Source organism: Bartonella sp. bp_1 (genome assembly GCF_055808085.1).
Map to the genome: position 1 here is coordinate 486,792 of NZ_CM147851.1, position 15,323 is coordinate 502,114.

At 46.3% G+C, this 15,323-nt stretch carries 13 protein-coding genes; 11 read left to right on the top strand and 2 right to left on the bottom strand.

Annotated features, from left to right (window positions below; genetic code table 11):
* Positions 1-2: 2 nt before the first annotated feature.
* A complete protein-coding gene (locus tag ACYZ97_RS02455) occupies positions 3-1,355 on the bottom strand; it encodes an LLM class flavin-dependent oxidoreductase (protein ID WP_473299916.1) in 1,353 nt (450 codons plus the stop codon).
* Positions 1,356-1,525: 170 nt separating this feature from the next.
* On the opposite strand from ACYZ97_RS02455, the gene ACYZ97_RS02460 reads away from it, so the two are divergent.
* From ACYZ97_RS02460 to ACYZ97_RS02480, 5 genes are all read left to right on the top strand, one after another.
* On the top strand, positions 1,526-1,930 hold the full coding sequence (locus tag ACYZ97_RS02460) for an RT0821/Lpp0805 family surface protein (protein WP_473299917.1): 405 nt from the start codon (positions 1,526-1,528) through the stop codon (positions 1,928-1,930).
* 105 nt (positions 1,931-2,035) lie between these two features.
* On the top strand, positions 2,036-2,950 hold the full coding sequence (gene ccmI / locus ACYZ97_RS02465) for a c-type cytochrome biogenesis protein CcmI (RefSeq protein WP_473299918.1): 915 nt from the start codon (positions 2,036-2,038) through the stop codon (positions 2,948-2,950).
* Complete coding sequence (gene ccmE / locus ACYZ97_RS02470; protein WP_473299919.1) at positions 2,950-3,435, top strand: cytochrome c maturation protein CcmE; 486 nt, start codon at positions 2,950-2,952, stop codon at positions 3,433-3,435. The genes ccmI and ccmE overlap by 1 nt, the downstream gene beginning before the upstream one ends.
* Positions 3,425-5,404, top strand: coding sequence for a heme lyase CcmF/NrfE family subunit (locus ACYZ97_RS02475; RefSeq protein ID WP_473299920.1), 1,980 nt, complete (start codon positions 3,425-3,427; stop codon positions 5,402-5,404). The genes ccmE and ACYZ97_RS02475 overlap by 11 nt, the downstream gene beginning before the upstream one ends.
* Positions 5,401-5,868, top strand: a complete 468-nt coding sequence (locus tag ACYZ97_RS02480) for a cytochrome c-type biogenesis protein (protein ID WP_473299921.1) — start codon at positions 5,401-5,403, stop codon at positions 5,866-5,868. The genes ACYZ97_RS02475 and ACYZ97_RS02480 overlap by 4 nt, the downstream gene beginning before the upstream one ends.
* A 5-nt stretch (positions 5,869-5,873) precedes the next feature.
* Here ACYZ97_RS02480 and ACYZ97_RS02485 read toward each other — a convergent pair whose 3' ends face one another.
* Positions 5,874-7,103 carry a DUF7832 domain-containing protein gene (locus ACYZ97_RS02485; protein ID WP_473299922.1) on the bottom strand — a complete coding sequence of 410 codons (1,230 nt, stop codon included), beginning with the start codon at positions 7,101-7,103 and terminating at the stop codon, positions 5,874-5,876.
* A 190-nt stretch (positions 7,104-7,293) separates the two neighbouring features.
* Between ACYZ97_RS02485 and ACYZ97_RS02490 the strand changes: the two genes are divergently transcribed.
* The 6 genes from ACYZ97_RS02490 to ACYZ97_RS02515 all read left to right on the top strand — a co-directional run bounded on the left by ACYZ97_RS02490 (position 7,294) and on the right by ACYZ97_RS02515 (position 15,310).
* Entirely contained in the window at positions 7,294-8,775 is a 1,482-nt protein-coding gene (locus tag ACYZ97_RS02490; RefSeq protein ID WP_473299923.1) for a Do family serine endopeptidase, read from the top strand.
* Between the two features lie 60 nt (positions 8,776-8,835).
* Positions 8,836-9,522, top strand: a complete 687-nt coding sequence (locus ACYZ97_RS02495; protein ID WP_473299924.1) for a response regulator transcription factor — start codon at positions 8,836-8,838, stop codon at positions 9,520-9,522.
* Positions 9,519-10,937: a sensor histidine kinase gene (locus ACYZ97_RS02500; protein WP_473299925.1), complete on the top strand. Its 1,419-nt coding sequence runs from the start codon at positions 9,519-9,521 to the stop codon at positions 10,935-10,937. Before ACYZ97_RS02495 ends, ACYZ97_RS02500 begins: the two co-directional genes overlap by 4 nt.
* Before the next feature lie 73 nt (positions 10,938-11,010).
* Complete coding sequence (locus tag ACYZ97_RS02505; RefSeq protein ID WP_473299926.1) at positions 11,011-13,941, top strand: bifunctional [glutamine synthetase] adenylyltransferase/[glutamine synthetase]-adenylyl-L-tyrosine phosphorylase; 2,931 nt, start codon at positions 11,011-11,013, stop codon at positions 13,939-13,941.
* A 1-nt stretch (position 13,942) separates the two neighbouring features.
* Entirely contained in the window at positions 13,943-14,842 is a 900-nt protein-coding gene (locus ACYZ97_RS02510; RefSeq protein ID WP_473299927.1) for a DUF1444 domain-containing protein, read from the top strand.
* A 12-nt stretch (positions 14,843-14,854) separates the two neighbouring features.
* Positions 14,855-15,310, top strand: coding sequence for a hypothetical protein (locus ACYZ97_RS02515; protein ID WP_473299928.1), 456 nt, complete (start codon positions 14,855-14,857; stop codon positions 15,308-15,310).
* Positions 15,311-15,323: the final 13 nt, after the last annotated feature.

Genomic DNA, 15,323 nt, shown 5'->3' on the forward strand with positions numbered 1-15,323 from the left:
GTTTAAAGTTTCTGTTCTATGTGTTCGCTGTGGCTGCGTTTGAGTATATTTATGTTGCCATGATCTATTGGAAGATTGAAGCGTTCACGCAATAATGAGGGCTTGCCCGTTGTTTTATAAAGGCCGCGTTTTTCAAGAATAGGGATAACCGTTTTTGTAAATGTTTCCAGATCATGGGGAAGGATAGGAAACAAAATGTTGAAGCCATCGGCGGCATCATTCTCGAACCAGTTTTGCATTTCATCTGCAATATCATCGGGGGTGCCGATGACAAGGACATGGCCGCGGCTAAAATTATAGCGTTCCACCATATCTTTTATGGTGCGATAATGGCGGCGTGCATCATCAAGGATTAGGCGGCTAAGGCTTGGCAATGTTTCAATATCGGCACGTGCCAGTAGTTTGGCCGGCAGAGGTTGGTGTTCGTCAAAGCTGCTTAGATCAATCTCAAGAGCCGATGACAGCCGAGATAATCCGATCCCTGGTAAAACAAGGTCGTTAAGTTGCTTATAACGGTTTTGTGCTTCTTCGCGTGTACGCCCGATCACCGGTACCAGACCGGGAAGAATGCGAACATGGGCATCCCGCTTGAAAGAAGTAGCCTGTTTTTTGATCTCTCGATAAAAATCTGCGGCACGAAGCATGTCGGTCTGGGTGGTGAAAACAAGATCGGCATAATGGGCTGCAAAACGACGTCCCAATGGCGAGGCCCCCCCTTGGCCGAGCAAGGGCCTCCCTTGTGGTGAACGTGGTACGGTCAGGGGGCCTATGCTGCGTGTATAGGAGCCGCGATAATTGGTATTCTTTACCGCCAATGTATCAAGAAAAAGTCCGCTATCCTTATCGGCGACCCGTGCCCCTGGTTTCCAGCTTTCCCATAGGGCATTGACTGCGTTTACAACATCTTCAGCACGGGCATAGCGTTCTTCTGTCGGGGCTAGAGCATCACGTCCGAAATTGCGCGCTTCGGAAAGTTTAGATGAAGTAACAATGTTCCATCCGGCACGTCCATTAGAAATATGATCAAGGGAAGCAAATATCCGAGCTAAATGAAAGGGATGTTCAAATGTTGTCGATGCGGTACCAATCAGACCGATATTTTGGGTAACAGTAGCTAAGGCCGAAAGGGTGACAAGCGGATCAAGCGAACCTGTTACTTGATAATGTGGTGCAGGAGAAAGGGCGAGAATATCACCGATAAATATAGCATCAAAGCCACCCTTTTCTGCCTTTTGGGCAAGATCAATCCAATAAGAAAGGTGGGTAGCTGCATGGGGGTCAATATCGGGCAGACGCCACCCGGCAATATGGCTGCCAAGCCCGTATATCATTGCATTGAGATACATTTGCCGCATTACTTCACTCTTTTTGATTTAGAATGCTTGGATTTTATCGAAAAGCATATAAACAACTTCGTGATATATGGTCACAAAACTGCGATAGTTTTGATGATAAACGATGAAAACAGAGCTTTATCTATGCTTGAAATCTGCTATAAGCCGATTTCTGTTGTTATGGTGTTGAGATGATGAAACGTCCTATTTCCTTGATCTGTTTATTTGTAGGGCTGTCGGTTCTTGCCGCTTGCCACAAAACGGATATAGTAAAGCCGGCCGACGAGAAGAAGATTTTGACGGTTCTGGGATATGGATTGATGGGAAATACCCTGAAAGATATGGATAGCAGCGATCAGCGTAAGGCGCTGGCAGCAGAATATAAAGCGCTGGAATTGACCGAAAGTGGGAAGTCGGTGCATTGGTCATCTTCAACGGGGAATGCTTCAGGAGACGTGACGCCGGGGCAGCCTTATCAGGTTGGCTCGCAAAATTGCCGTCAATATGTGCATTCATTTGTTGTCAATGGTATTCCTCAGACTGCTCGCGGTTCTGCTTGCCGCAATATAGATGGCAGCTGGTCGCCTTTGACCTGATATGTTTTGATGTGAGATGAAATATCAAACAAAATATCAAACAAAATTGCGTGTACCATAAAGATGGTCTTGGCTTTTTGTCGTAAGGGCCTTTATGAGTAAAATATGACTTTATGGATTTTTTGCGCGATTATTATTGCCGCGATATGCTTTATTATCATTTATGGAGTGACGGTCGTCCGAAAGGAAACGGACGAGTTCATTACTATTAATTCCAGTTCTTTTGCCCGTCAGTTTTATCTGGGGCGGTTGCGTGAGATTGATAGGGACCTGAAGCAGGGACTGATTGATCAAAAAAGCAGTGAAGAGGCACGTCTTGAAATGGCGCGCCAGCTTTTGGCTGTTGAACGCAAGGAAAATGACAAGGATATTTTTTTGCGACGTAGGCCTTTGATAAAATTTATTATTATTTTATCAATCTTAGCGGTCGCAGCCTTTTCATTATTGCTTTATGGTTATTTGGGGAATCCCGAGCAACCGGGTACTTCTTTTGATGCCTTTATGAAACAGGATCCACAAAAAATGTCGCGTGAAGCGCAGATTGTGCGGCTTGAATATCTGTTTGGAAAGGATCCTGAAAATGGTTCTTTGGCTGATCAGCTGGCAACGGCCTATTTGACTGGTGGCATGCCGCAACAGGCGGCCAACAGCTATCTTGATGCAATAAGATTGAATGGGGAATCGGCACCGCGGTTGGTTGGTTATGGTCTGGCCTTAACACAGTTTGAGGGAGGGGTGATTACGCAAGCTGCCGAAGAAGCTTTTAAAAAGGCTGTGCAGATGGCACCCGATGATTATTATCCGCAAATATTTCTTGCAGCATCTATTGCCCAAGATGGTGCACCGCAAAAAGCCGCGGCGCAACTGAAAGCCTTTTTAGGCCGCGTACCCGACAACGCACCTTATCGTTCCCGTCTTGAAGATTTGATTAGAAAATATCAGGCTGATGCCGATAAAAAGCGTGTCGCACCGAATGCATCTAAGAGTAATATCAAGCCGCAGGAAGGACAGGTTCCATAATGGCCGGTGAACAAAGTATAGTCCAGAGCATGGTGCGTAAACGCAAAAGACGAAGGCTGGCACTTATCATTGCCGCCTTGTGTATTTTTGGTGCAGCGGTTGGCCTTGTCCTTTATGCCTTGCCCAATATGACCAATCTTTTTCGGATGCCGTCAGAGATTACGATGGATGATATAACTTCGGGAAGGCCGCTTCGGCTTGGTGGCTTTGTTGAAGAGGGCAGTGTTAAGCGTGGTGATGGGGCAAGAATAGAGTTTGTTGTCACCGACTATTCCAAAAGCAAGAAAGTCGTTTTTGTCGGTATTCTGCCGGATCTTTTTCGCGAAGGTCAGGGGATCATCGCCGATGGTCGTTTTGATCATGATGGTGTCTTTATTGCCGATCAGGTTTTGGCCAAGCATGATGAAACTTATGTGCCAAAAGATATTGTCGATCGATTGAAAAAAGAAGGACTATGGGAGGCCTATCAGAAACGTGGTCATTGAGCTTGGACATTTCCTGTTGGTTGTTGCAACAGCCTTAAGCATTTTTCAGGCGATCATGCCGCTTGTCGGTCTGATGGCGCGTGATGTCCGCTTGTTGACAATTACCCGTTTGATTGCCTTTTTGATCTTCGTTTGTATTGCTGTGTCGTTTGCAACGCTTGTCCATGCCTATATTGTATCGGATTTTTCAGTACGCAATGTTGTCGAAAATTCCCATTCCCTCAAACCTTTATTGTTCAAGATTACCGGTGTTTGGGGCAATCATGAAGGCTCTATGTTCCTATGGGTGCTAATTTTGACATTTTTCAGCGCTTTGGTTGCTGCCTTTGGTAGAGCTTTGCCGCTGCGTCTCAAAGCATTGGTGTTATGTGTCCAAAGCTGGATCGGTGCCGCTTTTTTACTTTTTATTCTACTGACATCCAATCCATTTTTGCGTGTTGATTCCCCGGCCTTTCAAGGTCGTGATTTGAACCCGATTTTGCAGGATATCGGCCTGGCTCTTCATCCGCCGATGCTTTACCTCGGCTATGTCGGTTTTTCGGTTTGTTTTTCTTTTGCTATCGCCGCCTTGATTGATGGACGGGTCGATGCGGCATGGGCACGATGGGTTCGTCCTTGGACGCTCCTGTCATGGCTTTTTCTGACCGGTGGTATTATGATGGGTTCTTATTGGGCCTATTACGAATTGGGATGGGGTGGTTACTGGTTCTGGGATCCCGTTGAAAACGCATCCCTTATGCCATGGCTTGCCGGTACAGCACTTTTACATTCAGCCATTGTTTTGGAAAAACGCGATGCACTTAAAATCTGGACGCTGTTTCTTGCCATTTTGACTTTTTCATTGTCCCTCATGGGGACATTTCTTGTGCGCTCTGGCATTTTGACATCGGTTCATTCTTTCGCGGTAGACCCTAAACGTGGTCTCGCCATTTTGCTTATATTGGCCTTTTTTATCGGTGCTGCCCTTTTTCTTTTTGCACTGCGGGCACCTGTTTTGAAAAGTGGAGGACTTTTTCGTCCTTTATCGCGTGAAGGGCTTTTATTGCTCAATAATCTGTTTTTGACCTGTGCCGCGGCGACAGTATTTGTCGGCACATTATATCCATTGTTGCTTGAAACGGTCACAGGTACAAAAATTTCTGTCGGGGCTCCGTTTTTCAACATGACATTCGGGCCTTTAATGATACCACTTTTGGCACTTATTCCTTTTGGTCCGTTCATGGCTTGGAAACGTGGCGATCTGTTAAGCGTTGCCGAACGGTTGTGGGCGGCTTTCGGCCTTACAATTCTTGTGGTCGCTTTTGTTTTCTATCGTGTCGGATGGCAGCAGATACTCAGTGCAATGGCTATTGGTCTTGCTGTGTTTATTGTGATCGGTGCGTTGAGTGACTTATGGGTAAAGAGCGGCCCTTATAAGACGCCGTTGAAGAAACGCTTTTTTCGATTTATCCGGTTGCCGCGTGCCGCTTTCGGAACGGCATTGGCCCATATGGGTATGGGGTTTACGCTTTTCGGTATTATCGCAGTATCAAGCTTTAGCCATGAACGTATATTGACCATGCAAGCTGGAGATAGGGTGGAAATTGCCGGGCAATCGATTGTATTGGAAGGTGCGCGTGATGTTAATGGCCCCAATTATAGCGAAACGCAATTTTCTTTTTCGGTTCATGAAAAGGATCACTTGATTGGCGAGGTTATCGCATCGAAGCGTTTTTATCCGTCACAGAATATGCCGACCACCGAAGCCGGTATTATGAGCCGTTTTTTTTCTCAGCTCTATATTGCGCCTGGTGATGTGAATGACAGTGGTCTTGCCTTGCATATATGGTGGAAGCCGCATGTGATTTTTATCTGGTTTGGTGCTTTTGTTATGATGTTGGGCGGTGTGCTTTCCTTGTCTGACAGGCGGTTGCGCTTTGGTGCGCCCAAGGCTCCGCCATCACGAAAAACAGGCGGGGCTAAAATATGATACGCCGCTTGCTGGTTTGTTTTTTGTTGTTATCCGCTTCTTTTTGCCCGGCTTATGCCGTAGAGCCTGACGAGATGCTTGATAATCCGGTTCTGGAGGCGCGGGCACGTGAAATTTCGTCACAATTGCGTTGCCTTGTCTGCCAGAATGAATCGATTGACGATTCCAATGCTTCTCTTGCCCATGATTTACGGGTGCTGGTGCGCGAAAGACTGAAAGCAGGTGATACGGATTCGCAAATTGTAGATTATATGGTGGGTCGCTATGGCGATTTTGTCTTGTTGAAACCCCGTTTGACAACACAGACTTATCTTTTATGGATCACGCCTTTTGCACTGCTGCTTATTGCTTTTATGGTGATTGTTATACGTAGCTATACTGGGCGTAAAAATAAGATAGAACCATTGAGTGATGAAGAACAAAAACGTCTGAATAAGATTCTTGGTCAGGGATCAGGAAAATAAGGCTTTTAACCGGTCTTTCCATGATTTTTTGGAACAATAAAATCCGGTCTGCCGTTTTTGGTCCATGTCTGATAGGCATGATCAATGTGAGGAGCCAGTCTGGCATAGTTTTCAAAGCTGTCCTCAACTTCATAAAGTGTATCTGAAACCACCTGAAAGGTCTCGTAATAATCGCACCAGAACTGGCCTGCGCCATCACGGCCTTCATAATAGGCTTGTGCAAAACTGGCACCTTCCTGATTAAGATCGGAACTGACAAGTTTTCCGTTAAGTTCCTGCATGAGAAATTCAGCGCCGCTCATTGCCTGATTTTTTACATTCTCAATTGCAGACCAGCTTGTCGATTGCAGATCATCACTGGCAAAATCATTCTGTAATAGCCAGCATAAAAACATGCCGATATGGGTGGCGGCGGCTTCGATTGGCAGGTCTTGCGGAAAATCACCCTCGTAATGCCATGAGGCATCGTCAATTTTATGGACTTTGATTTTAGCCAAGCTGCTTATTGCTGGCTTTTCCCGTTTTGTTGGTCTTTTCTTGATGGTTTTTTTTGGGGCAGGTTTGGCTGTGAGAATACCCTCGGCCTTCAATCGCTTGCGTATCTCACGGATGATCGATTTTTGAAGATCTTTATGAACTTCTTCTTCAAATGGTTTGGTTGCGGCGATAAAGTCTATCGTGTTTTCATCAGCCACGCCGCGCAATGCTGCCAGAACCCAAACACGATGTATTTCATTTTTGACGATATCATGTAGCTTTATAAGAAAAGTACGGGCAATATTTTTTTGTTCGGAAGATATGGGGGCAGGATTCTTGAACGAATATCTGAAGTTCAAAACGTTACATAATTGAAATGCCAAATCATAATTACTTGCCGGATTATTGAACAGGTCTTTATACATCTCAAAGAAAAAATCCGTATCAAGGTCCGTATGGAGATGCTCGACCATCCGCATGATTGAATATCTATGCTTTTCATCATATTTGTATCGTTCAAGCACATCCGTGCCTTCTTCAGCATAAAGGCCGCAAATATAGGCACTGGCAGCGTGGGGAGGCGTCCAACTTCCATTTTCATTTTGATAGGCTTCAAAAGTCCAGCCAAGCTCTTGCGTTAATTGTTCAAATGTCGCTTTCAATCCTGGTAGGCGCAACCGTGCCGCTTCCGCCATATGTTCCCAATCAAGATCATGCGCGCGTGCTTTTTTTTTGATGGTTGCGAGTGTGATTGCCATGGTGAGGAGCCCCTGTTTGTTATAATTCTTATACAATTTTATTCAAAAATTACAAAAAATTCATGCTTTGGCCATTCGCCGGTAAGGTTTGCCTCCCTATTTATAAGCGTATAGCTGTGTGACCGATTCTGGTCATGATACGGTAATCCATATTCAACCCCGTATAGGGGTAATCCAAGGAGAATTTCCGATGACACACTCATCTTTGCGCAAAATTGTAACTGTTTTTGCTTTGTCTACGGCACTTGTCGCTCCGTTGGCTTTGCCTATGGGCAGCGCGCAGGCGGCTCCTGTTTTTGTTGAGGGCGCGCAACAGCAAGGCTTTGCTGATGTTGTAGCACTGGTCAAGCCGGCTGTTGTTTCTGTGCAGGTTAAAAGTAATGAGCGTCCAGATAATGAAGGTTTAAGTCTTTTTGGAGGCCCCGGTTTTGACCAGTTGCCTGATGATCATCCTTTGAAGCGGTTTTTTAGGGATTTTGATGATCGCGGCCCCAAACAGAAGAAAGGTCGTGGCGGACGTCCGCGTCCTGTTGCCCAAGGATCGGGCTTTTTCATCTCGGAAGATGGTTATGTGGTGACCAATAACCACGTGGTTGCCGATGGTACAGCTTATTCGGTCGTGCTTGATGACGGAACAGAGCTTGATGCCAAGCTGGTTGGAACCGATCCGCGAACAGATCTTGCTGTCTTGAAGGTCGACAGCAAAAAGAAGTTTACCTATGTTGATTTTGCCGATGACAACAAGGTGCGTGTCGGTGATTGGGTTGTGGCCGTTGGTAATCCCTTCGGTCTTGGTGGCACTGTGACAGCCGGTATTGTTTCTGCCCGCGGGCGTGATATTGGCGCGGGTGTCTATGATGACTTCATCCAGATTGATGCTGCCGTTAATCGTGGTAATTCAGGTGGGCCAACCTTCAATCTTAATGGCCAGGTTGTCGGTATCAATACAGCCATATTCTCGCCATCAGGTGGTAATGTCGGTATTGCTTTTGCTATTCCCTCGACGACCGCTTCACAGGTGGTGAAGCAGCTCATTGACAAAGGTTCGGTCTCACGAGGGTGGATTGGTGTGCAAATCCAACCTGTTACCAAAGAAATTGCCGATTCTATCGGTTTGAAAGAAGCAAAAGGTGCAATCGTTGCTGATCCGATGGATGGCCCTGCGGCAAAGGCCGGTATTAAGGCGGGTGATGCCATTATTTCCGTAAATGGCGAAGAGGTTACCGATGCTCGAGATTTGGCGCGCAAAATTGCCAATATTGCGCCCAATCAAACCGCAACATTGGGTGTCTGGCGGCATGGTAAGAAAGATGATGTAAAGATCAAGATTGCCGCGATGCCAAAAGATCAGAATCAGTCATCCGGTACGACGGATAATAGTGATAGCTCGGGGGATTCAGAAACTCTTGATGATTACGGTTTGACTGTTTCTCCTAATGATGATGGCGATGGCTTGGTTATTACCAATATTGATCCTGATAGCGATTTGACAGACAAAGGCGTGCGCGCTGGCGATGTCATCATTGCAGCCAATGGTAAGCCTGTTAAAAAGGCTGAGGATATTTCAAATGCCATCAAGGAGGCGCAAAAAGCAGGCCGTTCAAATGTGTTGTTACAAATCCATTCTAATGATCAGAACCGGTTTGTTGCACTCAGCATCCAGTCGAAATAAGATACATTTTTCCCCGCCGGATCAACTGGCGGGGAAACCTAAAAAGAGAGGCGCAGAGTGATGAAAATTCTTGTTATCGAAGATGACAAAGAGGCCGCGCGCTATCTTGAAAAAGCTTTGGATGAATCTGGACATTCTGCCGATGTGGCCGGTGATGGTGAAACTGGTTATACTTTGGCTGAAAACAATCATTATGATGTTTTGATTGTAGATCGCATGTTACCACGCCGTGATGGATTATCAGTTGTGGCAGCCTTACGTGCTAAAGGTATAGAGACACCGGTCTTGATCTTGTCGGCATTGGGACAGGTTGATGATCGTGTGACGGGGCTGCGTGCAGGGGGGGATGATTATCTGACCAAGCCTTATGCCTTCTCCGAGCTTTTGGCCCGTATTGAAGTTTTGCAACGGCGCAAAAGCCCCAAAGAGGCCGAGACAATTTATCGTGTAGGTGATCTTGAGCTGGACCGCATGGCGCATACAGCCAAACGGGGAGAGCATGATATTATTTTACAGCCACGTGAATTCCGGCTGCTTGAATATTTGATGAAATATGCCGGACAGGTCGTCACCCGTACCATGTTGCTTGAAAATGTCTGGGATTATCATTTTGATCCACAGACCAATGTGATTGATGTGCATATTTCACGACTGCGTTCCAAGATCGAGAAAGATTTTGATACGCCTTTGCTGCATACGGTTCGTGGGGCAGGCTATATGTTAAAGGCAACGGCGAAAAAGATATGAACCGGTTTTCTGCCTTGATGCGCACGACTGCCATAAGGTTAAGCGCTCTTTATGTGCTGTTGTTCGGTTTGGTTGCTTTTGGTCTTGCAGCTTATGTCGGCAGTCTTTCGGTTACAATGTTGACCGAGCAGACGCGGCAGGTGCTGGAAGATGAAGTCAAGAGCATTGAAAAAGCTTATAAATATGGCAGACTGCCTTTGTTGGTACGAACTATTGACCGGCGCGCGCGTGCACCAGGGGCCTTTTTGTATCTGGTGACTGATCCGATGGGGCGGGTTTTGGCAGGTAATGTCGAAAGTATTGAGCCCGGTTTGCTAAATAATGAAGGCATGACACAAAATGCTTTTATCTATTCACGTTACGGTGAAACAGGTAAAAGAAGTGAGCATAAAGCCATTGCTGTGGTTATAAATTTGCCTAATGGTATGAAGCTCTTGGTCGGACGAGACCTTGGCGAGCCGGAAAGGTTTCTACATGTTATCCGTAAGGCGGTGATGATTGCACTGGCTGCCATGGCACTGGGAGCATTACTGATCTGGCTTTTGATTGGGCGGCGGGCCTTGCAGCGTATTGATAAGATTTCGGCCGCTTCTCATCGTCTGATGGAGGGGGATCTAAGTGGCCGTCTGCCGGTGTCGGGGTCCGGTGATGAATTTGACCGCCTGTCACAAAATCTCAATATCATGCTGGAACGTATTGAAGAGCTTAATGATGGATTGCGTCATGTTTCTGATAATATAGCTCATGATTTGAAAACACCGTTGACGCGCTTGCGTAATCGGGCTGAAGAAGCGCTTTCTGGCAAAAAGAAAACGTCTGACTATCGTGCAGCACTCGATGATGTTATTGGTGAATCCGATCAGCTAATCCGCACGTTCAATGCTATTTTGATGATCTCTCGTATTGAGGCAAGTGCTTCTCTCGAACATCTGGAAAAGACCGATATCCAGCCGATTGTCAAGGATGTTGCCGAGCTTTATGAGCCGGTTGCGGAGGAGGCCGGTGTCTGTTTACTCTTGGGTGAGACATTGAATGAGGAATTGATGCTTAATCGTGAACTGGTGGCGCAATCTGTATTCAATCTGATTGATAATGCGATCAAATATGCAAACTCACAAAGTGGCGATGCCAAAGTGACCTTATCAATACAGCGCAATGATAGACACCTGTTGGTTATTGTGGCTGATAATGGGCCGGGTATTGATGAGGATAAGCTTGAAAAAGTGACGGAGCGTTTCTTCCGCTTGGAGGAAAGCCGTACCCGTCCGGGTTCGGGTATAGGTTTATCATTAGCCAAAGCGGTGATGAAATTGCATGGTGGCTTTTTAAAGCTTGAAAATGGCAAGACAGGTTTGCGTGCTATTTTAGCTTTTCCTTTGCTGCAGGATGGTGAGAGGAGAATAAAAAGCGCTTAAAACTGTTTTTTTAAGTTGCTGTTAAAGGCGCATTGCTCTTGAATGGAGAAAACCAATCTGATGAGGGCTTTCAATGTCCAAAGCTTTTTTTTCTTCGTCTTTAAAAAAAATAATAGCCGATGACAATGAGACCCGTAAATGGCTTGAAGAGCTTGTTGAATCAGCCCGTGAAAAAGCAATAGAAGATGTTGCACGCTTTGCGGAAAAAAGAAGTGAGGGTGCATTATTTGTCGGCGCGGTTTTAGCCCACTCACCTTTTTTACGCGATATTTTTACCCGCAATCCTGATTATCTTCTCCCTTTGTTGTCCTCAGATTTACGCAGCTGTCTTGAAGACGTGCTGACGAAGCTTTCCTTTTGCGATAAGGCAGACGAGGTAAGTGAAAATAGTTTGATGGAGGCCTTACGCCGTTACAAGGTTCACGCGCATGGATTGATTGCCTTGGGAGATTTGAGCGGGGCTTTCAATCAGGCTGAAAGCTCGCAATGGTTGACCCGATTGGCAGAGCGTGCTCTTGGTGCATCATTGCGCTTCTTGTTGCGGGATGCCCATGATCGGGGTAAGATCAATTTGGTAGATCGTAACAATCCCGAAAAAGATTGTGGTTTGATTGTGCTGGGCATGGGCAAACTCGGCGCGTGCGAGCTCAATTATTCTTCCGATATTGATTTGATTGTCTTTATTGATGAAACGTCGCCTCATATCGGTGAGCCTTATGAGAGTGTTGATGTGTTTTCTAAAATGATGCGTCGTCTTATTCGCATCATGCAGGAACGCACCGCTGCCGGTTATGTATTCCGTGTCGATTTGCGTCTGCGTCCTGATCCCGGTTCAACACCATTGGCATTGCCGGTCGGGGCTGCGTTGCATTACTATGAAGGGCGCGGACAAAATTGGGAGCGCGCGGCGATGATCAAGGCACGGCCTGTCGCTGGCGATATTGATGCAGGTTTGAAAGTCATCAAGGAACTTTCCCCTTATGTGTGGCGTAAATATCTTGATTATGCGGCAATTGCTGATGTTCATTCGATCAAGCGGCAGATTCATGCCCATAAGGGGCATGGCGAGATCGCGGTGCGTGGCCATAATGTCAAATTGGGGCGTGGCGGTATTCGTGAGATCGAGTTTTTTGTTCAGACCCAGCAATTGATCGCCGGCGGTCGTTTTCCTGAATTGCGTGGTAGCCGTACGGTTGAAATGCTTGGTATGTTGTGTGAAATGGGCTGGATTACTGCGCAGACCCGTGATGCGCTGAGTGTTGATTATGCCTATCTTCGCAATGTTGAACATCGAATCCAGATGATACGGGATGAGCAGACGCATATACTGCCAGAGGATGATGATGATTTTACGGCTGTTTCAGCCTTGATGGGTTATCCGAATATTGAGGAATTCTCAGCTGATTTTCTTTCTCATCTCAAAAGTGTTGAGCAGCATTATGCTGCACTTTTCGAGGCGGAGCAGGAGTTAGGAGCAGAGACCGGCAATCTTGTCTTTACCGGTGAGGATGATGATCCTGAAACATTGGCAACACTTGATCGCATGGGATTTGACCGTCCCAGTGATATATGTCGTGTGATCCGTACATGGCATTTTGGCCGTTATCGTGCCACCCAGTCGGCCGAGGCCCGTGAACGTCTAACTGAATTGACACCTGCCTTGTTGAAGGCTTTTGGTGCTACTAAAAGGGCGGATGAAGCGTTTTTGCGCTTTGATAGTTTCTTGCAAGGGTTGCCAGCAGGCATCCAGCTTTTTTCATTGCTGCAATCCAATCCGGCGCTGTTGGATATGCTGGTTCTCATTATGAGCGCGGCACCCAGACTGGCTGATATTATCACCCGCAAACCTCATGTTTTTGATGGTATGCTGGATCCGGCTATTTTTTCAGAACTTCCCACCCGGTTTTATCTTCAAAACCGGCTTGACCACTTTTTGGGTAGTTCGACCAATTATGAAGAAATTCTCGATAGGTTGCGTATTTTTGCCGATGAGCAGCGTTTCTTGATTGGTATCCGTTTATTGAATGGTGCGATTGATGGGCCGCGTGCCGGACGTGCCTTTACCGATCTGGCCGACTTGATGATTGCCAAGACATTGAATGCGGTCGAAGAAGAGTTTGTACGCCGCCATGGCCGTGTCGAAGGTGGTCGCATTGCCATTTTGGGTATGGGTAAGCTTGGCAGTCATGAACTGACGGCAGGGTCGGATGTCGATCTTATCCTGCTTTATGAGCACGATGAAAAGGCTGAAATGTCGGATGGCGACAAATCGCTTTATATCACCCAATATTATATGCGGCTGACCCAGAGGCTGGTTTCAGCTTTATCGGCTCCTACCGGAGAAGGAGTACTTTACGAAGTTGACCTACGTCTTCGGCCTTCCGGCAATAAGGGGCCGGTTGCCGTCCCTTATGAGGCTTTTGGCAAATACCAGCGCAATGAAGCATGGGTATGGGAGCATATGGCGCTGACACGGGCGCGGGCGGTTGCCGGTGATGCGCTCTTTATGCAAAAACTTGAGGATGAGGTGAAGAGAATTATTGCTTTGCCGCGTGACAAGAAAAAAACGATCAAAGAAGTGGCAGAGATGCGCACATTGATTGAAGATGAAAAGCCGCCCCGCAATGCGTGGGATTTAAAAACCATGAAAGGCGGTATTGTCGATCTTGAATTTATTGCCCAGTTTGCTCTTTTGACGGGATATGCACCTTTTGAAATCGGCCGTCCGACCGGCGAGGTTTTGGCACATTTCCTGACGGACGAAAAGGTTGGAGAGACGGCGCAGGTCCTTAGTCATGCAGACAAGCTCTATACAGGTCTTTCTCAGGTTATTCGGCTGTGTCTGGATGATGAGCTTGATCCTGATGATATGCCGCCAGGACTTGCGGAGTTGTTACAGCGAGCAGCCAATGAACCTGACCTGTCACGGGTTGAAAGTCTGATCAAGGATACGGCAGAAAATGTACGTATAGTTTTTGACAAAATATTCAAGGATGAAGGATGAGATGATACAGAGAATAGGAATATTATGGGTTGTATTATTGAGTTTGCCCAGTTTTGTCGGAGCTGCCTATGCCGATGCATGTGTAACAGGTCGGATTGATGACGAGGTGCTGGAAAATCCATCGACATTGGCAACGTTTTTAAGTCCTTTTATGGGGTGTTTGTTGCCGGATATGGTCGCTACCTATGAGCCTCAGGATGGTTCTTTTTCTATCCGGCAAAAAAAAACCGAGGATATTCAACATATCTATCTTGTCAATCTTCTACAAGTTTTGCGTTCACGCGATCTGGATGTCCGAAACGGCGAGATTGAGTATTTCTTTGCAACATTGGAGGACACACAACAAAAGGTTGGTCATGCCATTGATCCAGATAAGATTATGCCGGTTTTGAAGCCATCGGACTTTATTGATGGCATACGTCAACAGGTGGGAAAAAACGTTGAACCGCTACCAAGTTTTCCTGTCGCTGACGGGCTTATCCAGCTTTTTGTCAATGATGATGATAATAAAGTTTCCTATATTATGCCGGATGATCTTGATACATTGAAAATGGATGCTGTGGCTTTACGTCAAAAAGCAGAAGAAAATCTTGCCCGCTATCTCCGAGAGACTCCTTTTAAGATAGAACAGGCCGGCCCCATCAATGTTATCTTGATAGATGATTATTATGAAGCAAGCTTTGCTTTTTATCCATCTTATTGGCAACAGGTTGTTGACGAGAACAAGGCCAATCCGGTTGTCTTATTCCTTTCACGCAATATGGTGGCTTATACATTTGATAATGATGAAGAGGCGGTTTCATTTCTGCGTAAGATCAGCGCCGATACTTCTGATGTAGCCTATCCAGTGACCAATAATCTCTATCGTTGGCAGGATGGAAAATGGTCTCTTTATAAATAAGCGAGGCTTTTAATGGAAAGAATAGCTGTTCTGGGTATGGGGCTTTTTCTTGTCAGTGCTTGTATGCCGATCAACCACCTTATGCTCTATAAGGCGAATACGCCGGTTTCTGCCAAGCAAAGCGATCTTGACCAGTGCCGGATTGCCTCTTTCAAGCAGATACCGCAAGCAATGGTCACCGAGGTTGATCCCGGAATTTATGATCCGGGCTTCATCAGCTGTTATAGAACCCGTCATGGTTATCGTTATTGTGACCGTGTTGGCGGTATGTATATTGCGCCGTCAAGCCGCAGCTATGACCAAAATGGTAATCTACGCGATCGTTTTGTTGAAGCCTGTTTGAAGAAAAAGAGTTATCAATTTATCAGTTTGCCAGCATGTCGAAGTGGGCCTGAACGGGCTGCAGCATTAAGCGCTAAACGGATAACAGAGCTTAAATGTAACCCTGATCCAAGGCTGGATTACTAGGACTTTGGGATTT

Bases quoted from the DNA above. Each gene is read 5' to 3' on its own strand.
- ACYZ97_RS02480 (WP_473299921.1), top strand. From the start codon at position 5,401: ATGATACGCCGCTTGCTGGTTTGTTTTTTGTTGTTATCCGCTTCTTTT.
- ACYZ97_RS02460 (WP_473299917.1), top strand. From the start codon at position 1,526: ATGATGAAACGTCCTATTTCCTTGATCTGTTTATTTGTAGGGCTGTCG.
- ACYZ97_RS02455 (WP_473299916.1), bottom strand. From the start codon at position 1,355: ATGCGGCAAATGTATCTCAATGCAATGATATACGGGCTTGGCAGCCAT.
- ACYZ97_RS02515 (WP_473299928.1), top strand. From the start codon at position 14,855: ATGGAAAGAATAGCTGTTCTGGGTATGGGGCTTTTTCTTGTCAGTGCT.
- ccmI (WP_473299918.1), top strand. From the start codon at position 2,036: ATGACTTTATGGATTTTTTGCGCGATTATTATTGCCGCGATATGCTTT.
- ACYZ97_RS02490 (WP_473299923.1), top strand. From the start codon at position 7,294: ATGACACACTCATCTTTGCGCAAAATTGTAACTGTTTTTGCTTTGTCT.
- ACYZ97_RS02510 (WP_473299927.1), top strand. From the start codon at position 13,943: ATGATACAGAGAATAGGAATATTATGGGTTGTATTATTGAGTTTGCCC.
- ACYZ97_RS02485 (WP_473299922.1), bottom strand. From the start codon at position 7,103: ATGGCAATCACACTCGCAACCATCAAAAAAAAAGCACGCGCGCATGAT.
- ACYZ97_RS02505 (WP_473299926.1), top strand. From the start codon at position 11,011: ATGTCCAAAGCTTTTTTTTCTTCGTCTTTAAAAAAAATAATAGCCGAT.
- ACYZ97_RS02500 (WP_473299925.1), top strand. From the start codon at position 9,519: ATGAACCGGTTTTCTGCCTTGATGCGCACGACTGCCATAAGGTTAAGC.
- ACYZ97_RS02495 (WP_473299924.1), top strand. From the start codon at position 8,836: ATGAAAATTCTTGTTATCGAAGATGACAAAGAGGCCGCGCGCTATCTT.
- ccmE (WP_473299919.1), top strand. From the start codon at position 2,950: ATGGCCGGTGAACAAAGTATAGTCCAGAGCATGGTGCGTAAACGCAAA.